Raw genomic sequence first — 25,919 nt, forward strand, 5'->3', positions numbered from 1 at the left:
AGCCGTATGTGTTTGAAAAAAGGATTTACTGGTCTTCATTCTTAATAAAGCCTTGCCGTTCGGGCGGAAGGCCTGCCATGACGGCTTGGTATGCTTCCTCCATCGTTTCTTTGATATTTTCCGGTCCCTTTCCCTTGGGTAGGATGGGGTGGTGGATGGTGAGAGTCAGTTTGTTGCGCTTAACGAAACCGAACCCTTTCGTACGTGGAAGAATGTCGAATGATCCGTCGATGGTTACGGGAACCACGGGAAGTTGCAGTTCGTCCGCCAATTGGAATGCTCCTTTCTTGAACACTCCCATGTGTCCGGTGAACGAGCGGGCGCCTTCGGGAAATACGACCAAAGAGGTTCCTTCCTTTAGGATTTCACGGGCTTTGGCGTAAGTCTCCTGGATTTTCTTCGGTCCTGACTTGTCTACGAAGATGTGACGTGCGCTCTCGCATGCTTTTCCAACCAAGAAGATTTTCCTCAATGATTTTTTCATCATCCATTTGAAATTGCGGCCCAAGAAGCCGTAAATCAAAAAGATGTCGAATGCCCCCTGATGGTTGGCCACAAACACGTATGAGGTTTTCTTGTCCACGTTTTCATGGCCGCGTACGATAACCGGGATGAAGAGCACGCGGCAGATGATGATAGACCAGATTTTCCCGGGATAATATCCCCAGAAATGAGCGTTGCCTATCCACGAACCGATGATGGTGACGATGGCCGTCAGCATGGTGCAGACCAACAGGACGGGCAGCGCGATACAGAGTTGGTAGATTCGATAGAGTAACATCTTGTTTTCTTTGACAGTTTATTTGTACAAAGTTAAGGAATACCTATTTATTGTGCAAGGTTATGACGTTAATTTCGGGCCATGCACCGAACCGGAAAGGAATGAGTGCCCCGCCGATGCCCAGGCTGACGTATAATCCACGTTCGCCTTCGCGGTACATGTATTTCCACTCGGGATAAAAATATTCGGAGGGGGACCACCCGAAGAGCATGAACTGCATGCCGTGGGTATGCCCCGACAGTGTGAGTTGGATGTCGGTTTGCGGCAATACCTTGCGCCGCCAGTGGGTGGGGTCATGGCTGAGCAACACTTTAAAGATACGGGTCGAATCATTGTTCGCCCCATATCCGGGAAGTCCGTCCAACGCTTTTTTCAGGTCGCCGCGTTCGGGAAAGGGTGGTTTCCCGTCGTTCTCTACGCCGACGAGCACGATGCTGTCCCGGCCTTGATGTATGATGCGGTGTTCGTTCAGTAGCAGGTCCCAGTTCATGGCACGTTGCCTTTCCTTCAACTTTTCCCGTTGGGCGGCTTGCTCTTCGGGAGAAAGGTAGCGGGCGTATGTCAGGTAGTCGTGGTTGCCTAAGATGGAATACACCCCGTCCGGTGCGTGCAGGCGGGAAAGTATCTCGTCGAACCTGTCTAATTCGTTTGCTTCCGTGCTGACCAAATCACCGGTAAACACGATCATGTCGGGGCATTGTTCCATGATGCGTTCCACGACTTTCTCCACCATTTCCGGCCGGTTCCTGAAACTTGTGAGGTGAAGGTCGCTGAACTGCACGATGCGATAGCCGTCGAAGGCAGGCGGAAGGTCGGCCGAGGAGAAGTCCGTGTGGCGGACTTGCAAAAGGGTAGGTCCGAAACTCAACCCCGCTCCCATGATGCAGAACAAAAGGAGAGACGCGGCGGAACTTACCATCGTGCATGCCTTTTTGGCACGGGGGAAAAACAGGCAGATGCTTTTTCCTGTCAAATCCACGATAAGGAACAGCATCTTGGGCAGCGCGATGAGCATGTAGAGACTGAAGAAGATGACCATTTGGGTCATGTTCTCCGGCGTATGGTTTTCCGTCCAAGTCAGTATGAGGGCGGCAATCAGCAACAATGCGTTGGGCAGGAAAAAGAGAAAATAGGCCCAAAGAGGGTGCCTGCGTCCGCGCATGAACTTGAAGTACAGGTAGACATCGGACAATATCAACGTCAGCAATAAGACGGGAAGTATTCGTAATACCATATTTTTGTTTTGACGGTTAAAAGTTAGCGGCTAAGAATTTACGCATCGTTTCCACGGGCAGGCCGCGTCGCCGGGCATAATCTTCCAACTGGTCTTCCCCGATTTTCCCTACGGCGAAGTAGCGTGCGGAGGGATGGGACAGCATGAGTCCGCTTACCGAGGCATGCGGCACCATGGCACCGTTTTCGGTCAGCCGGATACCGATTTCCGGAAAACCCAACCATTCCGACAGCACGAAATTGACCGACTGGTCCGGCAGGGAAGGATAGCCTACGGCCGGCCGGATGCCGGCAAACTTCTCCACCAATAGGTCTTCGATGGACAACTGTTCGTCTTTTGCATATCCCCAGTAGGTTGTACGCACTTCTTGGTGCATTTTTTCCGTAGAGGCTTCGGCCAAGCGGTCTGCCAATGTCTGTGCCAACAAGTGTTTGAAGTCATCGGCGTATGCACCGGTTTCGTAGAGATGTTCCATGTCCGCATCTACAGTAGCCGCGAAAACTCCCACGGTATCGGGTATGTCTTGCGATAGCGGACGTACGAAATCCGAAAGGCAAAGATAAGGTTCGTCCGGTTTCGTGGTGTGTTGTTGGCGCAGCAAGGCGAGGCGAAGCGTACGCCCCTCCTGTTCCGGGTCGGTAAGAAGCAGGTCGTCGCCGTCCGAACAGGCCGGATATAGCCCGAAACGTACGTGGGTGTGGAAATCTCCGTCCCACTGTGCCAACATGCGGTTGGCATCCTTGAATAGCTGCATGGCCTCGGCCGCCCGCGTCCTTTCCTCTTCCGGAAATTCAGCCAACCAACCGGCGCGACAGGCGTCGCAGCCGTGTATGCGGCTGATGGCGGCAAAGCGCGGCGGGAATCCCCAGGCGTGGAAAAAGTATATCCAGTTGATGTAGGGAGCCACCTCGTGTATGTGATAAGTCAATGTATGGGGCATCGGTCGAAAGTAAGTTGCCGGCCGCAGACGTCTGTGTCTATATGGCCGTGATTATATACTAAATGCCCGTTACAGTAGGTCTGTTCTACCGACCAGTTGAACGTTTCTCCTTCTAACGGGCTCCAACCGCAGCGGCTCAGGATGTCCTCTCTCCGTAAGGTCCACGGGCAGGACGGACGGAGCAGTACGAGGTCTGCTTGTGCACCTTCGCGGAGGAAACCGCGGCCTTTGATTTGGAATAGCCGGGCCGGGGCATGGCACATCAGGTCCACGACACGTTCGACGGGCAGCACGCCTTCGTCGGAGAGGCGGAGCATCGTGACGAGCGAGAACTGCACCATGGGCATGCCGGAGACCGCTTTCATGCAACCGCCTTCTTTTTCAGCAGGCAGGTGGGGAGCGTGGTCCGTGCCTATCACGTCGATACGTCCGTCGGTCAATGCCTGTCGCAAAGCCGCCCGGTCGGCACCGCTTTTGATAGCCGGATTGCATTTGATGCGTGTCCCGAGGCGGGCATAGTCGGCATCCGTGTAAAACAGATGGGCGATGCAGGCTTCGGCAGTGACAGTTTTCATGCGTTCCGTGGTTTCGTCAAACAACGGTCCACGGCTGAAAAGGGAGAGTTCGCGTGCGGTGCTGACATGGGCCACATGGAGTCGCGCACCGGTTTCCCGTGCCAGTTTGACGGCCAGTTCCGTAGAACGGAAACAAGCTTCTTCGTTGCGGATGGCAGGGTGGTATTTCACGTCCGGGTCGTCTCCATACCGTTCCCGGAACGATTTCAGGTTGGCCGATATGATGGACGAGTCTTCGCAATGGGTCATGATGAGCAGGGGGGAGCGGCTGAATATGGCGCGTAGCGCGTCTTCGCGGTCGACGAGCATATTGCCCGTGCTGCTTCCCATGAACAGTTTGACGCCACATACCTTGTGCGGATCCAGTTGTTCCAACATGCCGGTGTTCGTATGGGTGGCCCCGAAGAAGAAAGAATAGTTGACGAGGCTCTTTTCCGCTGCCAACCGGAATTTGTCGTCCAAGGCTTCGAGGGTGGTGGTCTGCGGCACGACGTTCGGCATGTCCATGTACGACGTCACGCCTCCGGCGGCGGCCGCCCGGCTTTCGGTGGCGATGTCGGCCTTGTGGGTCAGTCCCGGTTCGCGGAAATGCACATGGTCGTCTATCACGCCCGGTATCAGGTACAGCCCTTCGGCGTCTATCACGCGGTCGGTCGGCGGAAGGGCCTTTGCCTGTTCCGTGGACGGGATGATGCTGAGTATTTTGTCGTCTTCCAGTGTAACCGTGCCTACGAAGCGTTTTCCTTCGTTGACGATGGTGGCATTTTGTATTCTGGTTCTCATAATGGTTTTCTTTATAGGGTCTTTTTCAGCTCCTGTTTTTATAATATTTTATTTTCGGAGAAGATGATAGGCGTGTTCGGTTATTTCTTTTTCGCTTTTCCGGTCAGCCGTTTCTCTTCTGATTTAAGCCTTCGTTCCACTTTTTTCACATCTTCACCGGGTGGAAGTTGTTCAGGAACAATACCTCGTTGCAGGAGCATGTCTCGTACGGCGGCATTGTTGTCTACGTGTTCTTTCCCGATTTCTTGTTGTCCGTACAAGTCCTTTTGTTGTACGTTGACAGAGGTCATTTCTGCTGCGAAGTCTTTGGCTTTAATACTGATTGTAGGCAAAAAGTCGGCCAATGGACGGCTTTCTGGTGCTCCTAATTTCCTTTTGAGCAATGCTGTGTCGATACGAAACAAGGCCTTGTCTCCTTTTGAACGGATAAGAGCAAAGCCTTTGCTGTCCACGCCACGTTCATAAAGTATACCGGACAGGCGTTTTTCTGTTTCTGCAAGTTTGGTGCGCGCTTGTATCCGTTCGTAGTCGAGGATACGTTGTTGTACCAGTTCGGCTCGTCTCGTCTGCACGGCGAAATAATTTTGGGCAAATGCTACTTGCGGTTTTCTCGGGTCACCGTTCTGGGCGACGAGGTAACAGGCATAGCGGGTGAGCATATAATCGGAAACTTCGCGTTCCGAACCGGAACCGAGGGAAACCATTTTGCCGACTTCAGCAAAATGGTATGAAACCTCTTGTTCTGCATGTTCACATGCCGCTTTGGCTTTGTTTACTATGTTTTCAAAATTGCGCCATTGGGCGTATCCAAGTAATTTGGCAAGTTCCCTTGCGCTCCAACATTCGACACCTTCATATTCGTTGGCTATCGATTCGAATTGCCGGAAAAGTTCTATGATTTCTTCTGTCTTCATGTGCCTTCATCGATGTTTTTGTATCCGCATCTCCTGCAAATTTAATAAATACTTCTTATTGGCGGAATCTTGTCGGGCGGAATCTTGTCCGGTATATGGATTTTTGTTTCCTTTGTAAATCAAAATCAAAGGAATATGGAATGCAAGACTTTATTTTCTGAAATACTGGAACGGCAGTCGGATTTGTTGGAACGTGTCCGCCATGCCGCGCATGAGGCGCATGCGGCCGTCAACCAATTTTATGGCAGGGATTTGCCTTATTCTTACCATTTGGACGGTGTGGCAGAACTGGTGGCCCGTTATGGAGGCGAGGTGTGCACGCGGGCGGAAGACGTGCCGGCCGTGATGTTCGGGGCGTGGTTCCACGACAGTATCGAGGATGCCCGTCTGACGTACAACGACGTGCGGAAACGCGCCCGGTCTTTGGGGCTGGACGAGGCGCAGGCGTTCATGGCGGCTGAGATTGTGTACGCGTTGACGAATGAAAAAGGGCGTACGCGTGCCGAGCGTGCAGGAGTGAAATATTATGAGGGTATCCGTGCCACACCTTACGCCCCCATGGTCAAGTTGGCCGACCGCATAGCCAACGTACGTTTCTCCTTGCGGCAGGCTTCGGATTACAATCATCGCATGGCCAGAGTTTACCGTGAGGAGTGGCCTCACTTCCTGGCATCCCTGTGGCCTGCGACGGATGACCCGCGCATGGGGCTTCCGCAGGAGATGGTGCTCCAACTTTGCGAACTTTTGGGGGTGGACGCAAAGGGGATTTACGAGGATTGAAAACAGCCTTTTTGCATCTAGGGAAATCATCCGGAAGAGAACCGGAAATCGTTCTGCTGAGATTGGAAAATCAATCTCAGCAGAACGATTTTTTAATCTCATGAGAAAAAAATGTTAATCTGCGGAGAAAAATCAGGGTTTCGTAAACCGTTGATTCTAAGATGGCTTCGGATAGTGTCTGAACCAACCATCGAGCCGTAGGCGGATGACCCCGAACACGGCTTCGCTGAAAATGCCGCCGCTCATCTTGCTCGTGCCCAACTCGCGGTTGACGAAGATGACCGGCACTTCCTTTATCTTGAAACCGCACTGCTTGGCGGTGAACTTCATTTCTATCTGGAAGGCATATCCTTTGAAGCGGACCTTGTCTAGTTCGATGGTTTCCAATACACGGCGGCGGTAACATTTAAATCCGGCCGTGGTGTCGTTTATCTTCAGCCCCGTGATGATGCGCACGTATTTAGAGGCGTAGTAGGACATCAGGATGCGCCCCATGGGCCAGTTCACCACGTTCACCCCGTTCACGTAGCGCGACCCGATGGCCACGTCGTATCCCTCTTGGGCACAAGCGGCGTACAGTCGCGGAAGGTCGTTCGGGTTGTGGCTGAAGTCGGCGTCCATCTCGAAGACATAGTCGTATTTCTGCGCCACAGCCCATTTGAATCCCGCAATGTAAGCTGTGCCGAGACCTAATTTCCCCGTACGTTCGATGAGATGCAGGCGGTCTTTGAACTCGTTCGCCATGAGGCGTTTCACGATGGTCGCCGTGCCGTCGGGCGAGCCGTCGTCTATGATCAGCATGTCGAACGGTTGTTCCAGTCCGAATACGGCCCGGATGATGTTTTCTATGTTTTCCTTTTCGTTGTACGTAGGAATGATAACTACACTGTCTGAACGCATATTTCTGTCAGCTTTAAAAGTGAATGACTTCGTTTGTATTCGTGAAACAAATATAGACATAAATCACGAATACAGGTAATAGAGTGGAAATATTTCTTCCGGCGGAAGTGTTTTTTTAGTGATTCTTTGTAATTTTGCACCGGATTGAATCATGGAGATACAAGGTTTACAGGCCCTCTATGCAGGGCATAAGTCGGTAAAGGCTTTGGCAAAGGCTTTGCAGGACGGTTCCGCACGGACGATTTTCGCGGAAGGACTGTGCGCGTCGGCCGCTCCTTTGCTGTTCAGCAGTGTGGCCGCAGCTTGTCCGCAGGTGATGGCTTGTCCGTATGTTTTCGTGTTGGATGATGCGGAAGAGGCCGGGTATTTTTATCACGACCTGACGCAGATTTTGGGTGACCAAGAAGTGTTCTATTTTCCTTCTTCGTTCCGCCGGGCGGTGAAGTTCGGGCAGCGGGATGCGGCCAACGAGATACTCCGCACGGAGGTCATCAGCCGTTTGTCGGCAGGACATTGCCCACTTTTCGTGGTCACTTATCCCGAGGCGGTGATGGAAAAAGTCGTGTCGCGGCAGAAACTGGATGAGCAGACGCTGAGGCTGCATGCTAGCGAGCGGGTGGACATCACGTTCGTGGAGGAGACTTTGCGTGCGTTCGGTTTCCGGCGTGTGGATTATGTCTACGAACCGGGGCAGTTCGCCGTGCGGGGCAGTATCCTCGATGTGTTTTCGTTCTCCTCGGAATGGCCTTACCGGGTGGACTTTTTCGGCGATGAAGTGGACAGTATCCGTACGTTTGAAGTGCAGACGCAACTTTCGCGTGATAAACAGGAAGAAATCGTCATCGTGCCCGAACTGGCCGGTTATACGCAGGGCAAGGTGCCGTTCACGGACTTCCTGCCCCCGGAGACCGTCTTGGTGATGAAAGATTTGTTCTTCTTGCGTGACGTGGCCGACCGGGTATATGCCGACGGTTTTTCGACGCAGGCCCTGATGGACGAGCAGGCCCGGACGGAGATGGAAGAGGCGGAGCGGCACGAGAAACTTCGTGCCGACCTGATGCTTGTCGACGGGTCGGCCTTGATGAAGGGAATGCTCGATTTCCGCAGGGTAGAGATTGGGAACAAGCCGTCCGCCACACCGCAGGCCACCGTGCGTTTCCACCTGACGGCACAACCTATTTTCCATAAGAATTTTGAATTGGTGAATCGTACTTTCCATGAGTATTTGGAAAATGGCTACACCTTATATATATTGGCCGATTCGGCCAAACAGACCGACCGGTTAGCTTCCATTTTCACGGAACAGGCTTCGGGTATCGACTTTACTCCCGTGAACCGTACTTTGCACGCCGGGTTTGCCGACGACGACCTCAAGACGTGCTTTTTCACCGACCATCAGATTTTCGACCGTTTCCATAAGTATAACCTCCGCAGCGATAAGGCGCGGAGCGGCAAAGTGGCTCTTTCGTTGAAAGAACTTCAGGAGTTTAACATCGGCGATTATGTGGTTCACGTAGATCACGGGGTCGGGAAGTTCGGTGGTTTGGTACGCATTCCCAATGGCGGCACCATGCAGGAAGTCATCAAGATAATCTATCAGAACGACGATGTGGTGTTCGTCTCCATTCACTCCCTGCACAAGGTGAGCAAATACCGTGGCAAGGAGGGCGAGCCTCCCCGGTTGAACAAGTTGGGCACGGGGGCATGGGAACGCCTGAAAGAGCGGACGAAGACTAAGATCAAGGACATTGCGCGAGACCTCATCAAGTTGTATTCCCTGCGTCGGCAGGAGAAAGGTTTCGCGTTCAGTCCTGACAGTTTCATGCAGCACGAACTGGAGGCCAGTTTCCTTTATGAGGATACCCCCGACCAGTTGAAAGCCACGCAGGCCGTGAAGGCCGACATGGAGCGCGACCGTCCGATGGACCGCCTGGTATGTGGGGATGTGGGATTCGGCAAGACCGAGGTGGCCATTCGTGCTGCCTTCAAGGCTTGTGCGGACAATAAGCAGGTGGCGGTGTTGGTGCCTACCACAGTGTTAGCCTACCAGCATTTCCAGACTTTCTCTTCGCGTCTGAAAGGAATGCCCGTCCGGGTGGATTACCTGAGCCGTGCCCGTAGCGCGGCCAAAACCAAAGACATTTTGAAGGATTTGGCCGACGGAAAAATCAATATCATTGTGGGGACGCACAAACTGATTGGTAAGTCGGTGAAGTTTAAGGACCTTGGCCTGTTGATTATCGACGAAGAGCAGAAGTTCGGGGTGGCTACCAAGGAAAAGCTGCGCCAGATGAAGGTCAATGTGGACACGCTGACGCTTACCGCCACGCCGATTCCGCGTACGTTGCAGTTCTCCCTGATGGGGGCACGCGATTTGTCGGTCATACAGACCCCGCCGCCCAACCGTTATCCCGTGCAGACCGAGGTGCACACGTTCAGTGCGGAACTAATCGCCGAGGCGGTCAATTTCGAGATGAGCCGCAACGGGCAGGTGTTCATCGTGAACAACCGTATTTCCAGTCTTTACGATTTGGAGGCACTGTTGCACAAGCATGTGCCGGATGCCCGCGTATGTGTGGGGCACGGGCAGATGCCACCAGAAGAATTGGAGAAGATTATTCTCGGTTTTGTGAATTACGATTACGACGTGTTGGTGTCCACCACCATTATCGAGAGCGGTATAGACATCCCCAATGCCAATACGATTATCATCAATGGGGCGCAGAACTTCGGTCTGAGCGACTTGCACCAGATGCGAGGCCGAGTAGGGCGCAGCAACAAGAAAGCTTTCTGTTACCTTTTGGCACCTCCTTTGGCTGCCTTGACACCGGAGGCGCGCCGCCGCCTTCAGGCCATCGAGAACTTCAGTGACCTCGGATCGGGTATCCACATCGCCATGCAGGACTTGGATATCCGTGGGGCGGGTAACCTGTTGGGAGCCGAGCAGAGCGGTTTCATCGCCGATTTGGGATATGAGACCTATCAGAAGATTTTGTCCGAAGCCGTGAAGGAACTGAAGAACGATGAGTTCGGCGACCTCTATGCCGAGGAAATCAGGAAGGGGAACGACTTGGGCGGTGAGAACTTTGTGGACGAGTGCGCGTTGGAGAGCGACTTGCAGATGTCTTTCCCCGACGATTATGTGCCCAGCAGCAGCGAGCGCATGCTTCTTTACCGCGAACTGGACGGTCTGGAACGCGACGAAGACGTGGAGGCATTCCGCTTGCGTATGAAAGACCGTTTCGGGGAGATTCCGGAGGAGGGTGAGGAACTGATTCGCGTGGTGGCGCTCCGCCGCCTCGGCAAGTGTCTCGGTGCGGAAAAGATATTCCTCAAGGCCGGGCGCATGGTGCTTTATTTCGTGCAGAACGAGAAGAGCGCCTATTTCGAGAGCAAGGCTTTCGGGCAGTGCATCGCGTATGCTGCCATGAATGCCCACCGTAGCAACCTGCGTGAGGCGAACGGCCGCCGTTCGATGGTGATTCAGGAGGTGCGTTCGGTGAAAGAGGCTGTCCAGATACTCCGGCAGATTTCGGAGTTACAGGCGGTGTGAGCACATGCTTGAAAGTATGGAGGGAAAAGATACTCATTTTGCTCAATCGTTGAGTAAGAAACGGAGAACAATGCTCAATGATTGAGCATTTCGAGGCAAGCTATCTCGGAAGCCGAACTACCGCTTTTCTTTTACCTGTTTGTACTTTTGCCGGAATCTTCGTAACTTTGGGGCTTTATAAGAACAAAAGTAGTCAGACGACAAAAAAGATAAACATATAAATAGTGGAATAGCGATTCCATTCAGCTTTTAAGAAAACGAGCTTTTAGCTTACATTCTCACTGTCTGAAAACCGCCAAAATTTGAAGATCAGAGGATAAGCTACGAGAGGTTCGCGTCCTAACGGGCGTGAACCGTCTGTGCTTATATGCGATCTTCAGGTTACTTGGCGGTACCTCAGGCAGGCAATAAGCACTGGATGGTTTACGCTTTTGTTTTTATGGTACACATTGGTCAACTCATTGAACAGGAACTGCGCCGCCAGCGACGTTCCGTGTCATGGTTCGCAAAGGAACTCTATTGCGACCGTACCAATGTGTACAAACTATTCCGTAAGGAGAGCATAGACACGTTGTTGCTCTATCGTATTTCTTGTATTTTGTCCCATGATTTCTTTAAGTACTATACCGACGATTTTGTTTCCGATAACAAACCGTAGCGGTTTTGTCTACGCTTTGTGGCCGTTACGTCCACAAATTCTATATGTCTTAACGCATTTTCCTCCTTAACTTTGCATCAGTTTAATTTCATATTAATAATTAAAAAGAAATGTTATGAAGAAGGCTTTAAAATTTTTGAGTTGGATGTTTGTGGCCGTATTATCGGTTTTGTCCTTTTCTAGTTGTAGTGATGATGATGAAGGACATCCCTATGCGGGAACAGTTTGGGAATATGAAGATATTTATGAGTCTGGTACTATAACAACGCGTATTCGCTTTGCGGATGAAACAAAAGCTTATTATGAAGTAGAACAAAGAAATGCAGGAGGTACGATTGTTGACAATACGTCAAGTCCTTATTCTTATACATATTCTGGAACTTTGATTGTATTTAGACCCCAACAAACGGGAAAGGCAAATCTTGAAGGCGTTGTTAGTGAAGGCGTTAAAATGGTATTGACTAATACTTCAAATGGAGAGGAAATCTCTATATTATATAAAAAGTAGCTTTTATTTGTAGAATGAATAAGAGAAGAGGGGGATGTTGGTTAGCTGTGTTTTCTTTGTTTTCTATAAAGATGTATTCAGTTCCTGCCTATCCTCATAAAGTCCTTTATAAGTTTGGGGACAGTACGGAAGTGTCAATTCGTCTTAAAGGCGACGAATACAACAAATGGGCTTTGACCACAGACAATTATACCTTACTACCTTCAGGAAATGAATGGTATTTTGCTAAGGCGGACAGCATGGGGAATGCTGTCCGTTCTGGTTATAAATTGTGCGCCGATGCCGAACGCCCGGAAAGTTTGCGTCGTTTTTTGGCACAACAGCCGAAAGGGTTGCGTCCTATGGCGGACGAAGCCCGAAAGAAGAAGCTATCGTACAGAAATAGGGCTGTTGAAAAACGAGGACGGCATGCGGCAGCCGTTGGAGAACGCCGTGCCTTGGTAATCCTGATGTCGTTCGCTGATGTAAGCTTCACTAAGACTGAGGCCGATTTCGATGCACTCTTCAACGAGCCGGGTTATGCCGTGGACGGGGCGCAGGGAAGCGTCTATGATTATTTCCGCGAAGTCTCCTACGGGCTACTTTCGTTTCATTGCGACGTGTTGGGACCTTACAGGGCAGCGTATCCTATGGCTTATTATGGCTCGAACGGTTATGGCGGTTCGGACGTGAATCCCTATGCTTTGTTTCTCGAAGCCATGGAACATGCCGTGCGGGAAATCGACTTGCAGGATTATGATGCCGACGGAGACGGTTATGTGGACAACGTGCATATCGTATTTGCCGGGTATGGTGAAGAAGCCGGGGCTTCTCCCTCCGCCATCTGGTCGCATGAGGCCATGTTTCAGGAAATCACCCTGCAAGGCATGAAGATAGACCGTTATTCCTGTACGCCTGAGTTACGGGGAAACCGTGGGGGCGGTATATCGCGCATCGGACCTTGCTGCCACGAAATGGGGCATGCTTTGGGGGCGATGGACTATTACGATACCGATTATGCCACGGGCGGTAGTTTCGAGGGCACGGGCGTATGGGATGTCATGGCGCAAGGCAGTTGGAATAACGACGGTATCACCCCGGCACATTTCAACCCTTACGTGAAAGCATACGACTTCGGTTGGGTGGATGTGACTATGTTGACGCATACAGGGGATTATTCGCTCCGGCCTTCCACTTGGGAGAAAGACGGCGTGTTCCGGGTAGATACAGGTTCCGAGGGGGATTTTTATTTGTTGGAGAGCCGTGTTCGTGACGGGTTCGATACGGCATTGCCCGGTGAAGGGCTGATGGTGTACCACGTGCATCCCTGGGTAGAGGAAGGGGCGTATGGCAATACGATAAATGCCTCGGCACCGCAAATGATGTATCCGGTGTGTGCTTCTTCGTCCGTGTCCGTTCCTTCATCTTCTTCTTATTCATACGGTGAGATTAATTCGGCAGGTTGCCCTTTCCCAGGTGCGTCTGGTAAGACGGTGTTCGGCGGGCAGACCGTTCCGGCGGCGTTTGCATGGGACGGGAGCGATGTAGGCTTTGAACTGTCCGATATAAACCGCACTGCGGACGGACAGGTCTCTTTCCGTTTTACAGCGGATGGTACGGTTCCGTCTTCGGTATGGAAGACGGAATGGAACGAAAGTTTTGAGAATCCCTCTTCCGCTTCACCATGGTTAGTGTCAGGCCAATGGGGGTATACGACGGAGTGGGAACGTATGATGGCTGAAAGTTCCGGAGGAATAGGGGAAATCGCTTCGTGGGACTATATAGCCGATGCGGCAGACGGTTCATATTATATGGGGATGGTGCAGCGGTTTATGTTAGGAAACTCGGAAGGGATAATGATGTCTCCACCCGTGACGGACAATCCCGACGGTAATGCCAAATTGCGGTTCTTTTACCAGAACAAGGTACGAAGCGGAGGACGGGTCGTTTTGGAAGTGTATTGTAAAAAGGAAACCTCGAAGGAATGGATTCCTTTGCTGGTTTTGGATGCTATAACCAACACGTGGACGAAACAGGAAGTGGATTTGCCCGTGAGCGCGGAACGCCTCCAAGTCATATTCTTGGCCAAAACAGAAGGGGCTTGTGGGTCATTTGTAGACGACGTATCTGTATTGAAACCTGAAAAGGGCGACGCGCTTGAAGTCGCAAGCAAACCGGCCGGTTGCCAAATCGGCGTGAGGGAGGGATGCTTGTGGGTGTCTTTGTCCGTTCCGTCTGTCTTGTCCGTCTATGCTTGGGATGGCCGCCGGATACTGTCCGGTCATTACGAAGCAGGGGAGCAGACGTTCCGTTTGCCGTCCGGCATCTATGTGGTGCGAATCGGGGAGCACGTTCGGAAAGTTTGGATTCCCAGATATGATTAGTTGGCCGTGGCACCGGTTTCTTCTTGCAGGCAGGAGAAAGAGAATGGCGGTGTGAGGATGAGGCGGCGCACTTCCGCATTGTCCATACGTGGGATGTCGCGGATGGTCTTACCCGAACAGGCCGCTTGGATGACACGGCAGAAAAGTCCGTGACTTACTACCAATACACGTTTATCTTTGTAACGGGACACTATATTGAGCAGGAACGTTTCCGCACGGTGGAACATGGCTTCTACCGGTTCGGCCCGATGGTCTATCTTTGTGCGTGCCTTCAGGATATCCATGCCCGTGAACGGTCCCCAATCCCGTTCGCGAAGGAGAGGTGTGGATTCAAGAAGCAGGCCGTGCGGTTCGTTCAGTATCATAGCGGTGTCCATACAGCGTTTCAAGTCGCTGCACAGCAAGGCATCGAAACGGATATCTTTCAGTTCATCCCGTAGGGCTTGTGCTTGTGCAATGCCCTCGCGTGACAGGTGGCCTGGCATGTGTCCTTGCAGGATTTGGGCCGCATTTTCTTCTGTTTGTCCGTGTCTCACCAGATAAAGTTCTGTCATAAAAGATAAGATTGTAGCGTAATAAGGGGTAAAGTAAGTAAAATAAATCCGTTTAATCGGCTTTTTGACCGATTTTTCAGGGTTTCTTTCGTTTTTTCAATGATAATATCGTATCTTAGCCGTGTATAAACATTAAATATTTGCACTCATGAAAATAGTGAACAGTTATATTTTTCGTGCCGTATGCGCTTTGCTTATCGGCCTTTTGTTAGTATCCAATCCGGAGCGGATGACTGGATTGTTGGTTCAGGTAATCGGTGGGTTGTTTCTTATTTCCGGTTTGGTGTCACTCATCAATTATTTCATCATCCGTTATTCGGATAAGGTGCCGGTCAAACCTGTGTTTCCTTTGGTGGGATTGGGCAGCCTGTTGTTCGGCGTCTTTCTTGGTTTTTTCCCTGGGTTATTCATTACATATTTGATGTATATTTTCGGTTTCCTGATGGTGGTGGCCGGGATCAACCAATTGTGGAATATGTTCCGTTTACGCCGTTTGATACCTTTCCGTTGGTATGTCTTGTTTTTCATTTTGTTGATTACGGGTCTGGGAGTGTTCGTGCTTTTCAATCCGTTGGAGTCCGCTTCCGTCCCGTTCATTCTTTTGGGGATAAGTTTCATGCTTTACGGTGTGTCGGAATTGGTAAACGGTGTGCGTTGGCGTAAGTACAGCCGGATGCAACAGCAAAAGGCATCGGAAACCATAGAATTGATAGAATAAGTTCCGTGAAGATAAAAAGAAGAAAGGGTTGTCGGATTCCGATAGCCCTTTCTTCTTTTTGTGATTGGCATTCTGTGCCTATTCCTTTTTCTTCAGCTCCGCATCGAACTGCCGGATGGCGGCCATACCCTCGTTGCAGGCGCAGGGACCGCTGATACAACCTCCGGGGCAAGCCATGACTTCGATCATGCGTGTGGGGCATTTGCCTGTTTTGGCGTACGCTTTCAATGCGGCAATATTTTTCTTGTTCAGGTCGGCTATCAGTGTGCCTTGCAGTTCCGGGTCACCTACCATGTTTTTTACGGCCGTGAACACACCGCCGGTCTTGGCAAAGCCGTGCGCGTCGTGTCCTGCGTGTTCTTCGGGCGTAAAGTCCTCGCATGCCGCCATGTCTATTTCCATACCTTCAATGACGGCATCCAGTTCGCGGAATGTCCAAACGAAGTCCACGTTGGGATTCTCTCGTCCTTCCGCCTTTTTGGAAGCGCAGGGGGCGATGAACACCGTCAGGGCTTCCGGGTGTTTCTTACGCGCATACTCCGCCACGTAGTACATGGGAGAGCCCGTGGAAGACACGTAAGGCTTGATTTCAGGGATGTGTTTCTGGGCCAACTGTACGTAAGCCGAACAGCAACTGGTGGTCATGAACGCAGCCCCGCTTTCTAATTTCTCTTTGAATTCTTCTGCTTCCCGACGGATGGTTTCTTCGGCGCCGTATGCCACTTCGAGTACATCGCTGAAACCGATGGCTTTCAATGCACCGAATACTTTCTCTACAGGTTGTTTGAATTGGGCCAGTACGGAGGGGGCCACCATGGCCACTACTTGCCGTCCTTCTTTGATGCGGTTCAGCACGTCGAATACGGCACATTGGTCGAATATGGCACCGAATGGACATGCATTCAAGCATTTGCCGCAATAAATACATTTTTCGGGGTCGATATGTTCCACACCGTATTCGTCTTTGGAGATGGCTTTCACGGGGCAAGCCTCTTCGCACGGTACGGGAATGTACACGATGGCGTGGTAGGGGCATACCTGATGGCAGCGCCCGCAACTGATACATTTTTCGTGGTCGATGTAGGCTTTTCCTTCGCTGTCGTAGTGAATGGCATCTTTCGGACAGTTGTTGTAGCAAGGTCGCGCGGCACAGCCGCGGCACAGGTTCGTCACCTCGTAGTTGATTTTCACACACGAAGAGCACGCCTCGTCCATTACGCTGAGGATGCTTTTCTTCGGGTCGGGACTTTTCCGTTCCATCATGCGGGCGGCATAGGTGGACAGCCGTTCGGTTTCGTCGGTTTCATCCGTCATGTCAAAGCCCATCATGGCCATGGTCTTGTATTTGGTCACCGCACGTTCCTTATATACGCAACAGCGGCCCAACGGTTTTTGCTTGCGCGGATGCAATTCTACGGGCAACCGGTCAATCTTCTCTAATAACTCGTTTTCTTTCCACATTTTCACCAAACGCGCCAATAATTGGTAGCGGATGAACATGATGTTGTTGTTGTATGCCATCGTTTAGGATTATTTAGTTTTGATTATTGGACAAATCTACGAAAAAAAAGGCAATCTTTTGTATCTTTGTGTTAATTTTATGGCAGAATGTTTCAATAATATTTCAGAAAGCAGTTTTTCAGCTCTGTTGGATGTACTCTTGGTTGGAAAAAGTCCCGGCAGGGAAGGTTGGAGATTGCTGCTTGCCGGTTTGGACGACGGGCAGGATGCGTCTCTTCGTGCCTTTGCGGCAGAGGCGGCCCGGAAGCGTTTCGGGAACGGGGTGTTCATCCGCGGACTCGTTGAAATCTCTTCGTGGTGCCGTAACAACTGTTATTATTGCGGGCTACGCCGTTCCAACCGTTTCGCCTCGCGCTACCGTTTGTCTCAGGAGCAAATACTCGATTGTTGCCGGGAGGGGGCACGGCTCGGCTTCGGGACATTTGTCTTGCAGGGCGGAGAAGACACGGAACAAGATGATGATTGGATAGAAGATTTGATAGGCAAGCTCCGTATGGAGTTTCCCAGGCATGCCATCACGTTGTCTGTGGGCGAGCGTGACGGGGAGGTGTACCGCCGGTGGCGTGATGCAGGGGTTGGTCGTTACCTGCTTCGCCATGAAACACGGAATGAGGCGCATTATGCCCGTTTGCATCCGCGTGAGATGGACGGTGCCCGGCGTCGGGAATGCTTGCGGACGCTGAAAGCTTTGGGGTATCAGACAGGAGCCGGCATGATGGTGGGAACGCCCGGTCAGACATGGGATTGCTTGTTGGATGACATCGCTTTTTTGGAAGAATTGGAACCGGAGATGATAGGCATGGGACCTTTCGTTCCGGCTGCCCATACGCCTTTTGCCCGTCATCCGGCCGGGTCGGTGTCTTTGACGCTCCGGCTGATTGCCTTGATGAGGCTGCGCTTTCCGGACGCATTGATTCCGGCTACTACAGCTTTGGCTACGTTGGACGCGCACGGGCGTGAAGCCGGTATCTTGGCAGGGGCAAACGTGGTGATGCCTAACTTGTCCCCTTTGGCCGTGAGGGGGCGATACAGTATTTACGACCATAAAGCGTCCGGCGGGAGCGAGGCAGCCGAAGGGTTGCACCGTCTGGAACAGGATTTGAAAAAAATAGGCTACCATATTTCATACGGTCGCGGAGACAGTCCGGGACATGAGGTAGGAAAGTAGCATTAGAACGATTAGATATGAAGATAATGTATGATGTGAAATCGGAACGCGCCGAAGAGTTTATCTCCGACGCGGAGATACGTGAGACAATGGCATACGCCGAGGTGCATAAGGATGACCGTCCGCTCATCGTGTCCATATTGGAGAAAGCACGCCTTTGCAAAGGGCTTACCCATCGCGAGGCTGCCGTGCTGTTGGCTTCCGGGCAGCAGGACCTGACGGAAGAGATGTTTGCCTTGGCACGCGACATCAAGCAGCGTTTTTATGGCAACCGCATCGTGATGTTCGCTCCGTTGTACCTTTCCAATTACTGTGTGAACGGTTGCGTGTATTGCCCGTACCATGCCAAGAACAAGATGATACGCCGCCGGAAATTGACGCAGGAAGAAATCCGCAGGGAAGTCATTGCCTTGCAGGACATGGGACACAAGCGGTTGGCTTTGGAGACCGGAGAGGACCCGCGTAACAACCCTATCGAATATGTGTTGGAGAGCATCCGTACGATTTACGGCATCAAGCATAAGAACGGAGCCATCCGGCGCGTGAATGTGAACATTGCTGCCACGACGGTGGAGAACTACCGTCGCTTGAAGGACGCGGGCATCGGTACGTATATTCTTTTTCAGGAGACGTATAACCGGACGAATTATGAGGCACTCCATCCTACGGGGCCGAAGAGCGACTATGCCTATCACACCGAGGCCATGGACCGTGCCATGTTGGGAGGCATTGATGACGTGGGTATCGGCGTGTTGTTCGGGTTGGAGACTTACCGTTACGACTTCATCGGCCTGCTGATGCACGCCGAGCATCTGGAAGCCCGTTTCGGGGTCGGGCCGCACACCATCAGCGTGCCGCGCCTGTGCCCGGCCGATGACATAGACACGGCGGATTTCAAGAACTGTGTGCCGGACGAGGTTTTCCATAAGATTGTGGCGGTGCTCCGTATAGCCGTGCCTTATACGGGAATGATTGTGTCCACGCGTGAGACGCCTGCCAGCCGTGAGAAGGTTTTGGAATTGGGCGTGTCGCAATTGAGCGGTGGTTCCCGTACCAGTGTGGGAGGGTATGTGCACGAAGAAGAGGCGGAGGAGAATTCCGCCCAGTTCGACGTGTCCGACCGCCGTTCGTTGGACGAAGTGGTGGGTTGGCTGCTCGATTTGGGTTATCTGCCCAGTTTCTGTACGGCCTGCTACCGTGAGGGCCGCACTGGCGACCGTTTCATGTCGTTGGTGAAGAAAGGGCAGATAGCCAACTGTTGCCTGCCTAATGCTTTGCTGACCCTGAAAGAGTATTTGAATGATTATGCGTCGCCTGCCACCCGTGCGAAAGGAGAGGCCATGATTGCCCGTTTGTTGGAAACCGTTCCCGGCGAACGGGTACGGGAGAATGCCCGTCGCTATTTGAAAGCCATAGAGGAGGGCGGGCGTGATTTCCGTTTTTAAGATATAGACAAGATAGGCTATGATGAAAGAAGAAACTCCACGCGCCAACCGTTTCCATATCGGATTGTTCGGCCGGCGCAACAGCGGCAAGTCTTCGTTGGTGAATATGCTGACGGGGCAGGAGGTTGCCGTAGTGTCCGATGTGCCGGGCACGACGACGGATGTGATATTGAAGAATATCGAACTGCCGGGTATCGGGGCTTCCGTTTTGGTTGACACGGCCGGTTATGACGACGAAGGGGAATTGGGCGGACTGCGTGTAAAACAGACCGTCAATGCTGCCCGTAGGGTAGATTTGGCTTTGATTGTCGTGTCGGGTTTTCCGGACGGGGCAGAGAAGGAAAAGGCTTGGGGGGAACGTTTCCAAGCAGACGACATTCCCGTTTTGTATATATATAATAAGGTGGACGAAGATGGTGGAAGCCATGCCGGTGCTTGGCGCACGGCATTGGGGGCAACGGATGTGGTGTCGGTTTCGGCGCGTACGGGAGAAGGTCGTGACTGTTTGCTGTCTGCGATGGCCGAGGTGTATCGCCGTACGGATGAGGTGGAGGATTTGACTGGAAACTTGGTGGGCGAAGGCGATACCGTGGTGTTGGTCATGCCGCAAGACATTCAGGCACCTAAGGGACGGTTAATCCTGCCACAGGTACAGACCTTGCGCAATCTGTTGGACAAACGTTGTACGGCTTTGTGTTGTACGGCAGACCGTTTACCGACCACGTTGTCCGTCTTGTCGTCGCCCCCGTCCCTGATTATCACGGACTCGCAAGTATTTCCGGCGGTGGAGGCCCTTTGCCCACCGCAAACGCGGCTGACTTCTTTTTCCGTTTTGTTTGCCCGTTACAAGGGGGACATCCGGCAATTCCTGCAGGGGGCGGAGGTGTTGTGCGCTTTGCGTCCGGATGCCCGAGTACTGATAGCGGAGGCTTGCACCCACGTGCCGCAATATGAAGATATAGGACGCGTGAAGCTTCCTCGTTTGTTGCGTCGTAAGTTCGGCGAGGCTTTGCACATCGACATCGTGTCCGGTAACGACTTCCCGGAGGATTTGTCCGCTTACGATTTGGTCATCCATTGTGGGGCGTGCATGTTTACGCGCCGCCATGTGCTGAACCGTTTGAGGCGGGCGCGTGCCTGCGGTGTGCCTGTGACCAATTATGGAATAGCCATAGCAGCTTTGGCCGGTATCTTGGACAAGGTGGCGGTACCAGAGTAGGAGGATGGGGATTTCTTTCCCAAGGTCTTTCCAGGAAACATCCTTCATCTTTCAGGTTATGAGGAAATGTATTGTCATACAATGCTTTACAGGATGAAGGATGTTTCAGGCATCTTTCAGCCTTCTTTCATGGCAGGAAGCGGTAAAAAGATCTGCGCCAAACGGTTTTTCAATCTAAGCCAAACAATTTTTCGTTCTGCGCCAAACGTTTCGTCAATCTGAGCTGGTTGAAATGAAGCTTGGCTGAAAGATGCCTGAAACATCTTTCAGGATGTAATCTATTAATTATAAATGTTTTATCGTGCAATCTGAAAGATGAAGGATGTTTTTCGGAAAACTCCTGTATGGGGGTGGCGGGTGTTTTTTTATTTCTTCCGGGAGCATTGACCGTCTCATTATTTTCTGTGGAGGAAACCGCATTTTTTACTTTTTTTATACTATCTTTGTCCCACGTTTCGGCCATGCCGGAAGGAAAAACATTCAGACGGGATATAAAGAGGAAAAAAATATGCAACAACTCAAGGAGCGCATTTTGCGCGATGGAAAATGTTTCGAGGGAGGAATACTGAAAGTGGACAATTTCATCAACCATCAGATGGATCCCATACTGATGAAGTCCATGGCCGTGGAGTTCGTGCGCCGTTTCGCTTCGCGTGACATCAACAAGATATTGACGATAGAGGCCAGCGGCATTGCACCTGCCATTATGGTGGGCTACCTCTTGGAGCTCCCGGTGGTCTTTGCCAAGAAGAAGAAACCGAGCACGATGGAAAATATGTTGGCGACGAAAGTCTTTTCGTTTACCAAAAACAATACGTATGATGTATGCGTGTGTAAGGATTATCTGCAGCCGGGCGACAAGGTGCTTTTCATAGATGATTTTCTGGCCAATGGCAATGCGGCCAAAGGGGTGATGGATTTGGTGCGTCAGTCCGGTGCCGAATTGGCCGGAATGGGATTCCTCATAGAAAAGGCTTTCCAACATGGGGGCGATTATTTGCGTGCGCAGGGCATTCATGTGGAGTCGTTGGCGGTGATTGAAAGTTTGGACGGATGCCGCATCACGTTGAAAGATTAAGGCACCTGCCTCATGCCCTCTTGGCTATATAAACCGTTGTGCCCGGATTTCCGACAGGGGAGTCCGGGCACAACGGTTTATATTAAGGATATTTCACTTTTCGCTTTCGGGTCGGTAAGGTTTCAGGGGATCTTTTACGGCCAACTTACGGCGGTCCGAAGCAAATTGGGCGGCATAAAGTGTGAAGAGGATAACCGACACGGCCACACCAATCAGGTCGAACGCGCTCCATTGCTGTCTGCCAATGGCGTAATGGGTTTCACGCCACGGGGCGTAGATATACAGCGTGTTCACGGCTATCAGGATAAGGCGTACTTCTGTCGGCCCTAATTTGCCGTAAGTGAGCCGGAACTCGTCGATGATGATGGTACTGATGTAGGTGTAGATGGAGAGGCACAAATAACCGCCCATGATGAGCAATGCCACGTCCATCCGCATGACGGGCGAGAGGCCCAGTCCGAGGCAAAAGAGGCAGGTGGCTAACGCATCCAACGTATGGTCGATGAAGAAACCGTATATGGGGCGTTGGGTATGGCGCACCCGTGCCAACGTGCCGTCCAGGCTGTCACCGTACCAGTTCACCACAAGCCCGAGTGAGCCGAGCCACAGGTAATGCAGGTCGATGTGTGCTAGCATGCCGCCGACAGCGAAGAGCACAGCTCCCATTACGCCTACGAACGTGAGGAAGTCCGATGTGACCCAACGTGGTTGCCGTCCGGCTAACCACCCTAAAGCTTTCTTCTCCACCCGGCTCAGGATGGAGGTCTGTATCCTTTCTGATTTTTCGTGTCCCATTTTGTTTTTCCCTATATGTCAGGTGAAACGAAACGCCCGACCTTACCATTCCGCAAGGGGAGATAGTGAAGTCGGGAGTATTGGCGGAAAGACAGGGATTCGAACCCTGGGAACAGTTGCCCGTTCACCGCATTTCGAGTGCGGCCCGATCGACCACTCCGGCATCTTTCCTTGTTCGGTGGGCAAAGTTACAACTTTTTTTCTTATCCGCATGCCGAAAGGGCAAAAAAGTACGGGAAATAATGAGATAGGGCTTGGAATGTGAATCTTTGTCGAAGGCTTTTGTTCCTGAAAAATAATGTTAATATCTTGATTTTAAAATATTTTTGTAGGTTTGAAAGAATTTTGGTGGCGTTATGATGTCATTTTATTGCAATATGAATTGATTTTTATGGGGAAATATGAATAATAATTTGTTTTTTATATGGTAACTTGATTTCTTTTGTATATATTTGTCAGGTCATAACATGAGAAAACTTTTCAATTTATTATTCATATAAAACTTAAGCGTATGAAAAAGTTTACAAATGTTAAATCGGGGGGGGGTAATTTTGACATTACTACTTCTCGCGTTGGTCTCCGGCAGTGTTTGGGGGCAAGAAGTAAGCGATGAGTTTACATACCGTGATTTTAAAGCTACGACTAATTCGTATGTGGAATTTTCTAATGTCCAAGGTGCTTCCGGGGCTGTGTATGCGGGTAAATCGGCTACAAGCCATAACGCTATCCAATTAAGAAGTAGCGGTAGTGATTGCGGGATTGTCGCGACAGTATCAGGAGGAAAACGGGTCAAGAGAGTTTCCGTGGAATGGAATTCAAACACGTCTTCAAAACGTCAATTAGATGTATATGGTAAAACTTCGGCCTACTCTTCTGCTGCGGATTTGTATAAAAGCGATGTGGCTACCAAGGGAGAATTGATTGGTGAGATTCCTAATGGAACTACTTCTTTGGAGATAAATGGTGATTACACTTATATTGGTATTCGTTCGAATGACGGTGCTCTCTATCTTGATAAGTTGGTAATTACATGGGAAGGAGGTGAGCAGACCCAAGTGGCAGCACCTGTTTTTGCACCGGCTAACGGAACCACTTTTGTGGATAAGCTTACGGTAACAGCTTCTAGTCCTACAGAAGGTGCCACAATTTATTATACAAAGGATGGAGCAGAGCCTACTACAGGTTCTGATAAGTTTCCAACAGAAGGCGTAACTCTCACGGAAACTACCACATTAAAAGCTATTGCCGTGAAAGATGGGTTGGACAATAGTGAAGTAGTCACTGCGACTTACACTAAATTAGAACCATATACTTCTTTGAAGGCATTGAAAGAAAGCGGTATAGCTACGGCGGAAGGTGTAACTTGTTTTGTAGAGTTGAAAGATGCTGTGGTGACGTATGCTGACTCCCGGAAGGCTTATATTCAAGATGAGACAGCAGGATTGTATGTTTTTGGCTCAAACAATTTGAAGGTTGGGACGAAACTGAACGGTGTGGTATCAGCCCCATTGGCATTATACAATGGCCTGTATGAATTGAAGGTAGAAGGAGGGGAGTTCGACAATGTGGAGGTTGCCGAAGGCGTTGAGATTCCGGTACAAGAGGTGACTGTGGCTGAATTGAACCAAAACTTTGCCCAGTATGAATCCATGCGTGTAAAGGTGGTAGATGCGACGGTAACATCAGGCTTTAACAATAAGAATGGGGAAATCGAGCAAAACGGTGAAAAGATAGCACTCAGGGCGGCTGATGAAAGCATTACGGCAGATGTGCAGGCCACGGTTGACGTAACAGGGTATCCGGGTTTGTTTCACTCTGATAAACAACTGAATGTAATCTTGCAAGAGGATATTGCCGTAAAGACCGCAGGCAAGACGCAGGCGACCTTGGTTTTCGAACAAGATGCTTATTCTGTGAACTTGGGTGAATCCTTAATCATCAAGGCTACTACGAATTCTACATCCCCGGTTATTTATTCTTCTGAGGATGAAGAAATAGCCAAAGTGGACAGCGAGGGCAAGGTTCAGGCGGGAAACAAGGCCGGGACGGTAACGATTACAGCCTCTGTCGCCGAAAATGATGAATTTACCGGTGCGACAGCAACATGTACCGTGAACGTGGTAGATCCTTCTGCATTGCCGGAAGCAAGGGCTTTAGTGGCAGAAAAGGATGGTGTGTATTATGCCATGCTTTCTTCCAATAAAATTTCAGATAAAAAGTTGGATACAGATGTAGTTGATGTTTTGAATAACAAAGTCGTTAAGACTTCTGAAACTGTAGATTTTGAATTTTATATAGATGAAAGTAAGGGTACTATCCAAACTGTATCGGGAGAGTATGTAGCCCACGTAGGAAATAGTACTGATTTAGGAGTCGATACAAAGAAATTCACGTGGAAGAAAGAAAGTGATGGTTATTGGCACTCTTCTACAAATTCTGCTCGTGTATTAGGACTTGGGGTTTCAAGTGGTAACAGTGTTTTCGGAACATATTCACTTTCGAGCACGACTAACCAATTTGCAACAGATATGCCTATCGTTGATGGTTATGTTCGCAATGTCGCTTCCGGCGATTACGGTACTATCTGTCTTCCCTATGCCGTGGCCGCAGAAGATATGGTTGGTGCAGAGTTCTTCAGCATTGCCGGAAAAGTCATGAAGGACGGAGAGCCGCAGTCCATGGTATTGGAGCAAGTGACCACCCTTGAGGCTGGAGTTCCTTATATATTCAGTGCAACTTCCGATAAGCTTATAGCGGCATACAGTGGAAAGGCTGTAGCTGAAGCTGGTGAAGCAAACGGATTGGTCGGTTCTTTTGAGGGGCAAGATGTGGCTGAGGGCATGTACCTGATTAGTGCCCAAAACAAAGTGCAGCTTTGCGGTAAGGGTTGTAAGATTTCGGGAAACCGTGCTTATATTGATATGGATAAGGTTCCGGAATACAGTGGGGAAGTTGGCGTGAACCAACGCCTGATTTCATTTGAAGATGCGACCGGTATCTCCGAAACAATGGTTGAGGGCGGTTTGGCAGATGTGTACACACTTAGCGGTGTGGAAGTCCGTCATCAGGTCAACGAATCAGAGGCCACTCAAGGCTTGCCGCAGGGCATTTACATTGTGAATGGTAAAAAAGTAGTAGTAAAATAGTATTAACAAGTTGGAATATGAACAAGAAAATATATATAAAACCGGTTTGCGAAGTGGCAGAATTTGAGATTCAAGATTCATTGCTGTTGAATTGCTCCATAGGAGTCAATAACACGCCAGAGGATGGAATAGAAGGTCGGGCCAACATGAATCAAGGTTTTACCGATATATGGGGTAACGAGTATTAATACTTTGGTACACTTTTGAACGTGATACGGCAAAGCCGCTTCGGATGAAAACCCGGAGCGGCTTTTTCCTAATCTGCTGAAAAGGGTTATCTTTGCAA

The 25,919-nt window shown here is 50.7% G+C and carries 22 protein-coding genes and 1 tRNA gene; 12 read left to right on the plus strand and 11 right to left on the minus strand.

Annotated features, from left to right (window positions below; all coding sequences use genetic code 11):
• Positions 1-25 precede the first annotated feature (25 nt).
• From E0E47_RS00305 to dinD, 5 genes are all read right to left on the minus strand, one after another.
• Positions 26-781 carry a lysophospholipid acyltransferase family protein gene (locus E0E47_RS00305; protein WP_130892532.1) on the minus strand — a complete coding sequence of 252 codons (756 nt, stop codon included), beginning with the start codon at positions 779-781 and terminating at the stop codon, positions 26-28.
• A 43-nt stretch (positions 782-824) separates the two neighbouring features.
• Positions 825-2,015, minus strand: a complete 1,191-nt coding sequence (locus E0E47_RS00310; protein ID WP_130892533.1) for a metallophosphoesterase — start codon at positions 2,013-2,015, stop codon at positions 825-827.
• A gap of 16 nt (positions 2,016-2,031) precedes the next feature.
• Positions 2,032-2,955: a vitamin B12 dependent-methionine synthase activation domain-containing protein gene (locus E0E47_RS00315; protein WP_130892534.1), complete on the minus strand. Its 924-nt coding sequence runs from the start codon at positions 2,953-2,955 to the stop codon at positions 2,032-2,034.
• Positions 2,940-4,316 (minus strand): dihydroorotase, encoded by a 1,377-nt coding sequence (locus E0E47_RS00320; protein ID WP_172604738.1) that lies wholly within the window; start codon positions 4,314-4,316, stop codon positions 2,940-2,942. The genes E0E47_RS00315 and E0E47_RS00320 overlap by 16 nt, the downstream gene beginning before the upstream one ends.
• Positions 4,317-4,393: 77 nt before the next feature.
• Positions 4,394-5,227 (minus strand): DNA damage-inducible protein D, encoded by an 834-nt coding sequence (dinD, locus tag E0E47_RS00325; protein ID WP_008619513.1) that lies wholly within the window; start codon positions 5,225-5,227, stop codon positions 4,394-4,396.
• Positions 5,228-5,362: 135 nt separating this feature from the next.
• Between dinD and E0E47_RS00330 the strand changes: the two genes are divergently transcribed.
• On the plus strand, positions 5,363-6,007 hold the full coding sequence (locus E0E47_RS00330) for a hypothetical protein (RefSeq protein WP_130892536.1): 645 nt from the start codon (positions 5,363-5,365) through the stop codon (positions 6,005-6,007).
• Between the two features lie 156 nt (positions 6,008-6,163).
• Here the strand turns inward: E0E47_RS00330 and E0E47_RS00335 are convergent, their stop codons facing one another.
• Positions 6,164-6,907 carry a polyprenol monophosphomannose synthase gene (locus E0E47_RS00335; protein WP_172604613.1) on the minus strand — a complete coding sequence of 248 codons (744 nt, stop codon included), beginning with the start codon at positions 6,905-6,907 and terminating at the stop codon, positions 6,164-6,166.
• A 151-nt stretch (positions 6,908-7,058) separates the two neighbouring features.
• On the opposite strand from E0E47_RS00335, the gene mfd reads away from it, so the two are divergent.
• The 4 genes from mfd to E0E47_RS00355 all read left to right on the plus strand — a co-directional run bounded on the left by mfd (position 7,059) and on the right by E0E47_RS00355 (position 13,989).
• Entirely contained in the window at positions 7,059-10,460 is a 3,402-nt protein-coding gene (mfd, locus tag E0E47_RS00340; RefSeq protein ID WP_130892538.1) for a transcription-repair coupling factor, read from the plus strand.
• Positions 10,461-10,899: 439 nt separating this feature from the next.
• A complete protein-coding gene (locus E0E47_RS00345; protein ID WP_232038271.1) occupies positions 10,900-11,118 on the plus strand; it encodes a hypothetical protein in 219 nt (72 codons plus the stop codon).
• Positions 11,119-11,233: 115 nt separating this feature from the next.
• Entirely contained in the window at positions 11,234-11,626 is a 393-nt protein-coding gene (locus E0E47_RS00350) for a hypothetical protein (protein ID WP_130892539.1), read from the plus strand.
• Between the two features lie 71 nt (positions 11,627-11,697).
• The gene (locus E0E47_RS00355; RefSeq protein WP_232038272.1) at positions 11,698-13,989 is read left to right on the plus strand and encodes a M6 family metalloprotease domain-containing protein; all 2,292 of its coding nucleotides are present in this window, start codon (positions 11,698-11,700) and stop codon (positions 13,987-13,989) included.
• Here the strand turns inward: E0E47_RS00355 and E0E47_RS00360 are convergent.
• Positions 13,986-14,543, minus strand: a complete 558-nt coding sequence (locus E0E47_RS00360) for a histidine phosphatase family protein (protein ID WP_130892541.1) — start codon at positions 14,541-14,543, stop codon at positions 13,986-13,988. The genes E0E47_RS00355 and E0E47_RS00360 overlap by 4 nt on opposite strands.
• A 148-nt stretch (positions 14,544-14,691) precedes the next feature.
• Between E0E47_RS00360 and E0E47_RS00365 the strand changes: the two genes are divergently transcribed.
• Positions 14,692-15,261: an HdeD family acid-resistance protein gene (locus E0E47_RS00365; protein ID WP_008626011.1), complete on the plus strand. Its 570-nt coding sequence runs from the start codon at positions 14,692-14,694 to the stop codon at positions 15,259-15,261.
• Between the two features lie 78 nt (positions 15,262-15,339).
• Here the strand turns inward: E0E47_RS00365 and E0E47_RS00370 are convergent, their stop codons facing one another.
• Positions 15,340-16,782 (minus strand): monomeric [FeFe] hydrogenase, encoded by a 1,443-nt coding sequence (locus tag E0E47_RS00370; RefSeq protein ID WP_008626010.1) that lies wholly within the window; start codon positions 16,780-16,782, stop codon positions 15,340-15,342.
• Between the two features lie 79 nt (positions 16,783-16,861).
• Between E0E47_RS00370 and hydE the strand changes: the two genes are divergently transcribed.
• From hydE to hydF, 3 genes are read left to right on the plus strand one after another with little or no spacing between them, the layout of a single operon-like run.
• A complete protein-coding gene (gene hydE / locus E0E47_RS00375) occupies positions 16,862-17,950 on the plus strand; it encodes a [FeFe] hydrogenase H-cluster radical SAM maturase HydE (RefSeq protein ID WP_420873288.1) in 1,089 nt (362 codons plus the stop codon).
• A 26-nt stretch (positions 17,951-17,976) separates the two neighbouring features.
• Positions 17,977-19,395: a [FeFe] hydrogenase H-cluster radical SAM maturase HydG gene (gene hydG / locus E0E47_RS00380; protein WP_130894288.1), complete on the plus strand. Its 1,419-nt coding sequence runs from the start codon at positions 17,977-17,979 to the stop codon at positions 19,393-19,395.
• 19 nt (positions 19,396-19,414) lie between these two features.
• On the plus strand, positions 19,415-20,614 hold the full coding sequence (hydF, locus tag E0E47_RS00385; protein ID WP_130892543.1) for a [FeFe] hydrogenase H-cluster maturation GTPase HydF: 1,200 nt from the start codon (positions 19,415-19,417) through the stop codon (positions 20,612-20,614).
• 169 nt (positions 20,615-20,783) lie between these two features.
• Here hydF and E0E47_RS00390 read toward each other — a convergent pair whose 3' ends face one another.
• A complete protein-coding gene (locus E0E47_RS00390; protein WP_145988332.1) occupies positions 20,784-21,077 on the minus strand; it encodes a hypothetical protein in 294 nt (97 codons plus the stop codon).
• 45 nt (positions 21,078-21,122) lie between these two features.
• Between E0E47_RS00390 and xpt the strand changes: the two genes are divergently transcribed.
• On the plus strand, positions 21,123-21,692 hold the full coding sequence (gene xpt / locus E0E47_RS00395) for a xanthine phosphoribosyltransferase (RefSeq protein ID WP_040602656.1): 570 nt from the start codon (positions 21,123-21,125) through the stop codon (positions 21,690-21,692).
• A 93-nt stretch (positions 21,693-21,785) separates the two neighbouring features.
• On the opposite strand, the gene E0E47_RS00400 is transcribed toward xpt, so the two are convergent.
• Both E0E47_RS00400 and E0E47_RS00405 read right to left on the minus strand, forming a co-directional pair.
• Complete coding sequence (locus E0E47_RS00400; RefSeq protein ID WP_130892545.1) at positions 21,786-22,487, minus strand: CDP-alcohol phosphatidyltransferase family protein; 702 nt, start codon at positions 22,485-22,487, stop codon at positions 21,786-21,788.
• 81 nt (positions 22,488-22,568) lie between these two features.
• Positions 22,569-22,658: transfer RNA gene (locus tag E0E47_RS00405), tRNA-Ser, on the minus strand.
• Positions 22,659-23,290: 632 nt separating this feature from the next.
• Here E0E47_RS00405 and E0E47_RS00410 point away from each other — a divergent pair.
• Both E0E47_RS00410 and E0E47_RS17185 read left to right on the plus strand, forming a co-directional pair.
• Positions 23,291-25,633 carry a chitobiase/beta-hexosaminidase C-terminal domain-containing protein gene (locus E0E47_RS00410; RefSeq protein ID WP_232038273.1) on the plus strand — a complete coding sequence of 781 codons (2,343 nt, stop codon included), beginning with the start codon at positions 23,291-23,293 and terminating at the stop codon, positions 25,631-25,633.
• Positions 25,634-25,650: 17 nt separating this feature from the next.
• A complete protein-coding gene (locus tag E0E47_RS17185) occupies positions 25,651-25,821 on the plus strand; it encodes a hypothetical protein (RefSeq protein WP_172604614.1) in 171 nt (56 codons plus the stop codon).
• Positions 25,822-25,919 lie beyond the last annotated feature (98 nt).

Source organism: Paraprevotella xylaniphila YIT 11841 (assembly GCF_900683745.1).
In the GTDB taxonomy this organism is placed as follows: domain Bacteria; phylum Bacteroidota; class Bacteroidia; order Bacteroidales; family Bacteroidaceae; genus Paraprevotella; species Paraprevotella xylaniphila.

What these genes read in the sequence shown, in the direction of transcription:
- E0E47_RS00365 (WP_008626011.1), top strand. Translation starts at nt 14,692, where the DNA reads ATGAAAATAGTGAACAGTTATATTTTTCGTGCCGTATGCGCTTTGCTT.
- E0E47_RS00350 (WP_130892539.1), top strand. Translation starts at nt 11,234, where the DNA reads ATGAAGAAGGCTTTAAAATTTTTGAGTTGGATGTTTGTGGCCGTATTA.
- dinD (WP_008619513.1), bottom strand. Translation starts at nt 5,227, where the DNA reads ATGAAGACAGAAGAAATCATAGAACTTTTCCGGCAATTCGAATCGATA.
- E0E47_RS00360 (WP_130892541.1), bottom strand. Translation starts at nt 14,543, where the DNA reads ATGACAGAACTTTATCTGGTGAGACACGGACAAACAGAAGAAAATGCG.
- E0E47_RS00315 (WP_130892534.1), bottom strand. Translation starts at nt 2,955, where the DNA reads ATGCCCCATACATTGACTTATCACATACACGAGGTGGCTCCCTACATC.
- E0E47_RS00400 (WP_130892545.1), bottom strand. Translation starts at nt 22,487, where the DNA reads ATGGGACACGAAAAATCAGAAAGGATACAGACCTCCATCCTGAGCCGG.
- E0E47_RS00310 (WP_130892533.1), bottom strand. Translation starts at nt 2,015, where the DNA reads ATGGTATTACGAATACTTCCCGTCTTATTGCTGACGTTGATATTGTCC.
- hydE (WP_420873288.1), top strand. Translation starts at nt 16,862, where the DNA reads ATGGCAGAATGTTTCAATAATATTTCAGAAAGCAGTTTTTCAGCTCTG.
- hydF (WP_130892543.1), top strand. Translation starts at nt 19,415, where the DNA reads ATGATGAAAGAAGAAACTCCACGCGCCAACCGTTTCCATATCGGATTG.
- E0E47_RS00390 (WP_145988332.1), bottom strand. Translation starts at nt 21,077, where the DNA reads ATGGCCGAAACGTGGGACAAAGATAGTATAAAAAAAGTAAAAAATGCG.
- E0E47_RS00345 (WP_232038271.1), top strand. Translation starts at nt 10,900, where the DNA reads ATGGTACACATTGGTCAACTCATTGAACAGGAACTGCGCCGCCAGCGA.
- hydG (WP_130894288.1), top strand. Translation starts at nt 17,977, where the DNA reads ATGTATGATGTGAAATCGGAACGCGCCGAAGAGTTTATCTCCGACGCG.
- E0E47_RS00355 (WP_232038272.1), top strand. Translation starts at nt 11,698, where the DNA reads ATGTATTCAGTTCCTGCCTATCCTCATAAAGTCCTTTATAAGTTTGGG.
- E0E47_RS17185 (WP_172604614.1), top strand. Translation starts at nt 25,651, where the DNA reads ATGAACAAGAAAATATATATAAAACCGGTTTGCGAAGTGGCAGAATTT.
- xpt (WP_040602656.1), top strand. Translation starts at nt 21,123, where the DNA reads ATGCAACAACTCAAGGAGCGCATTTTGCGCGATGGAAAATGTTTCGAG.
- E0E47_RS00335 (WP_172604613.1), bottom strand. Translation starts at nt 6,907, where the DNA reads ATGCGTTCAGACAGTGTAGTTATCATTCCTACGTACAACGAAAAGGAA.
- E0E47_RS00330 (WP_130892536.1), top strand. Translation starts at nt 5,363, where the DNA reads ATGGAATGCAAGACTTTATTTTCTGAAATACTGGAACGGCAGTCGGAT.
- E0E47_RS00305 (WP_130892532.1), bottom strand. Translation starts at nt 781, where the DNA reads ATGTTACTCTATCGAATCTACCAACTCTGTATCGCGCTGCCCGTCCTG.
- E0E47_RS00370 (WP_008626010.1), bottom strand. Translation starts at nt 16,782, where the DNA reads ATGGCATACAACAACAACATCATGTTCATCCGCTACCAATTATTGGCG.
- mfd (WP_130892538.1), top strand. Translation starts at nt 7,059, where the DNA reads ATGGAGATACAAGGTTTACAGGCCCTCTATGCAGGGCATAAGTCGGTA.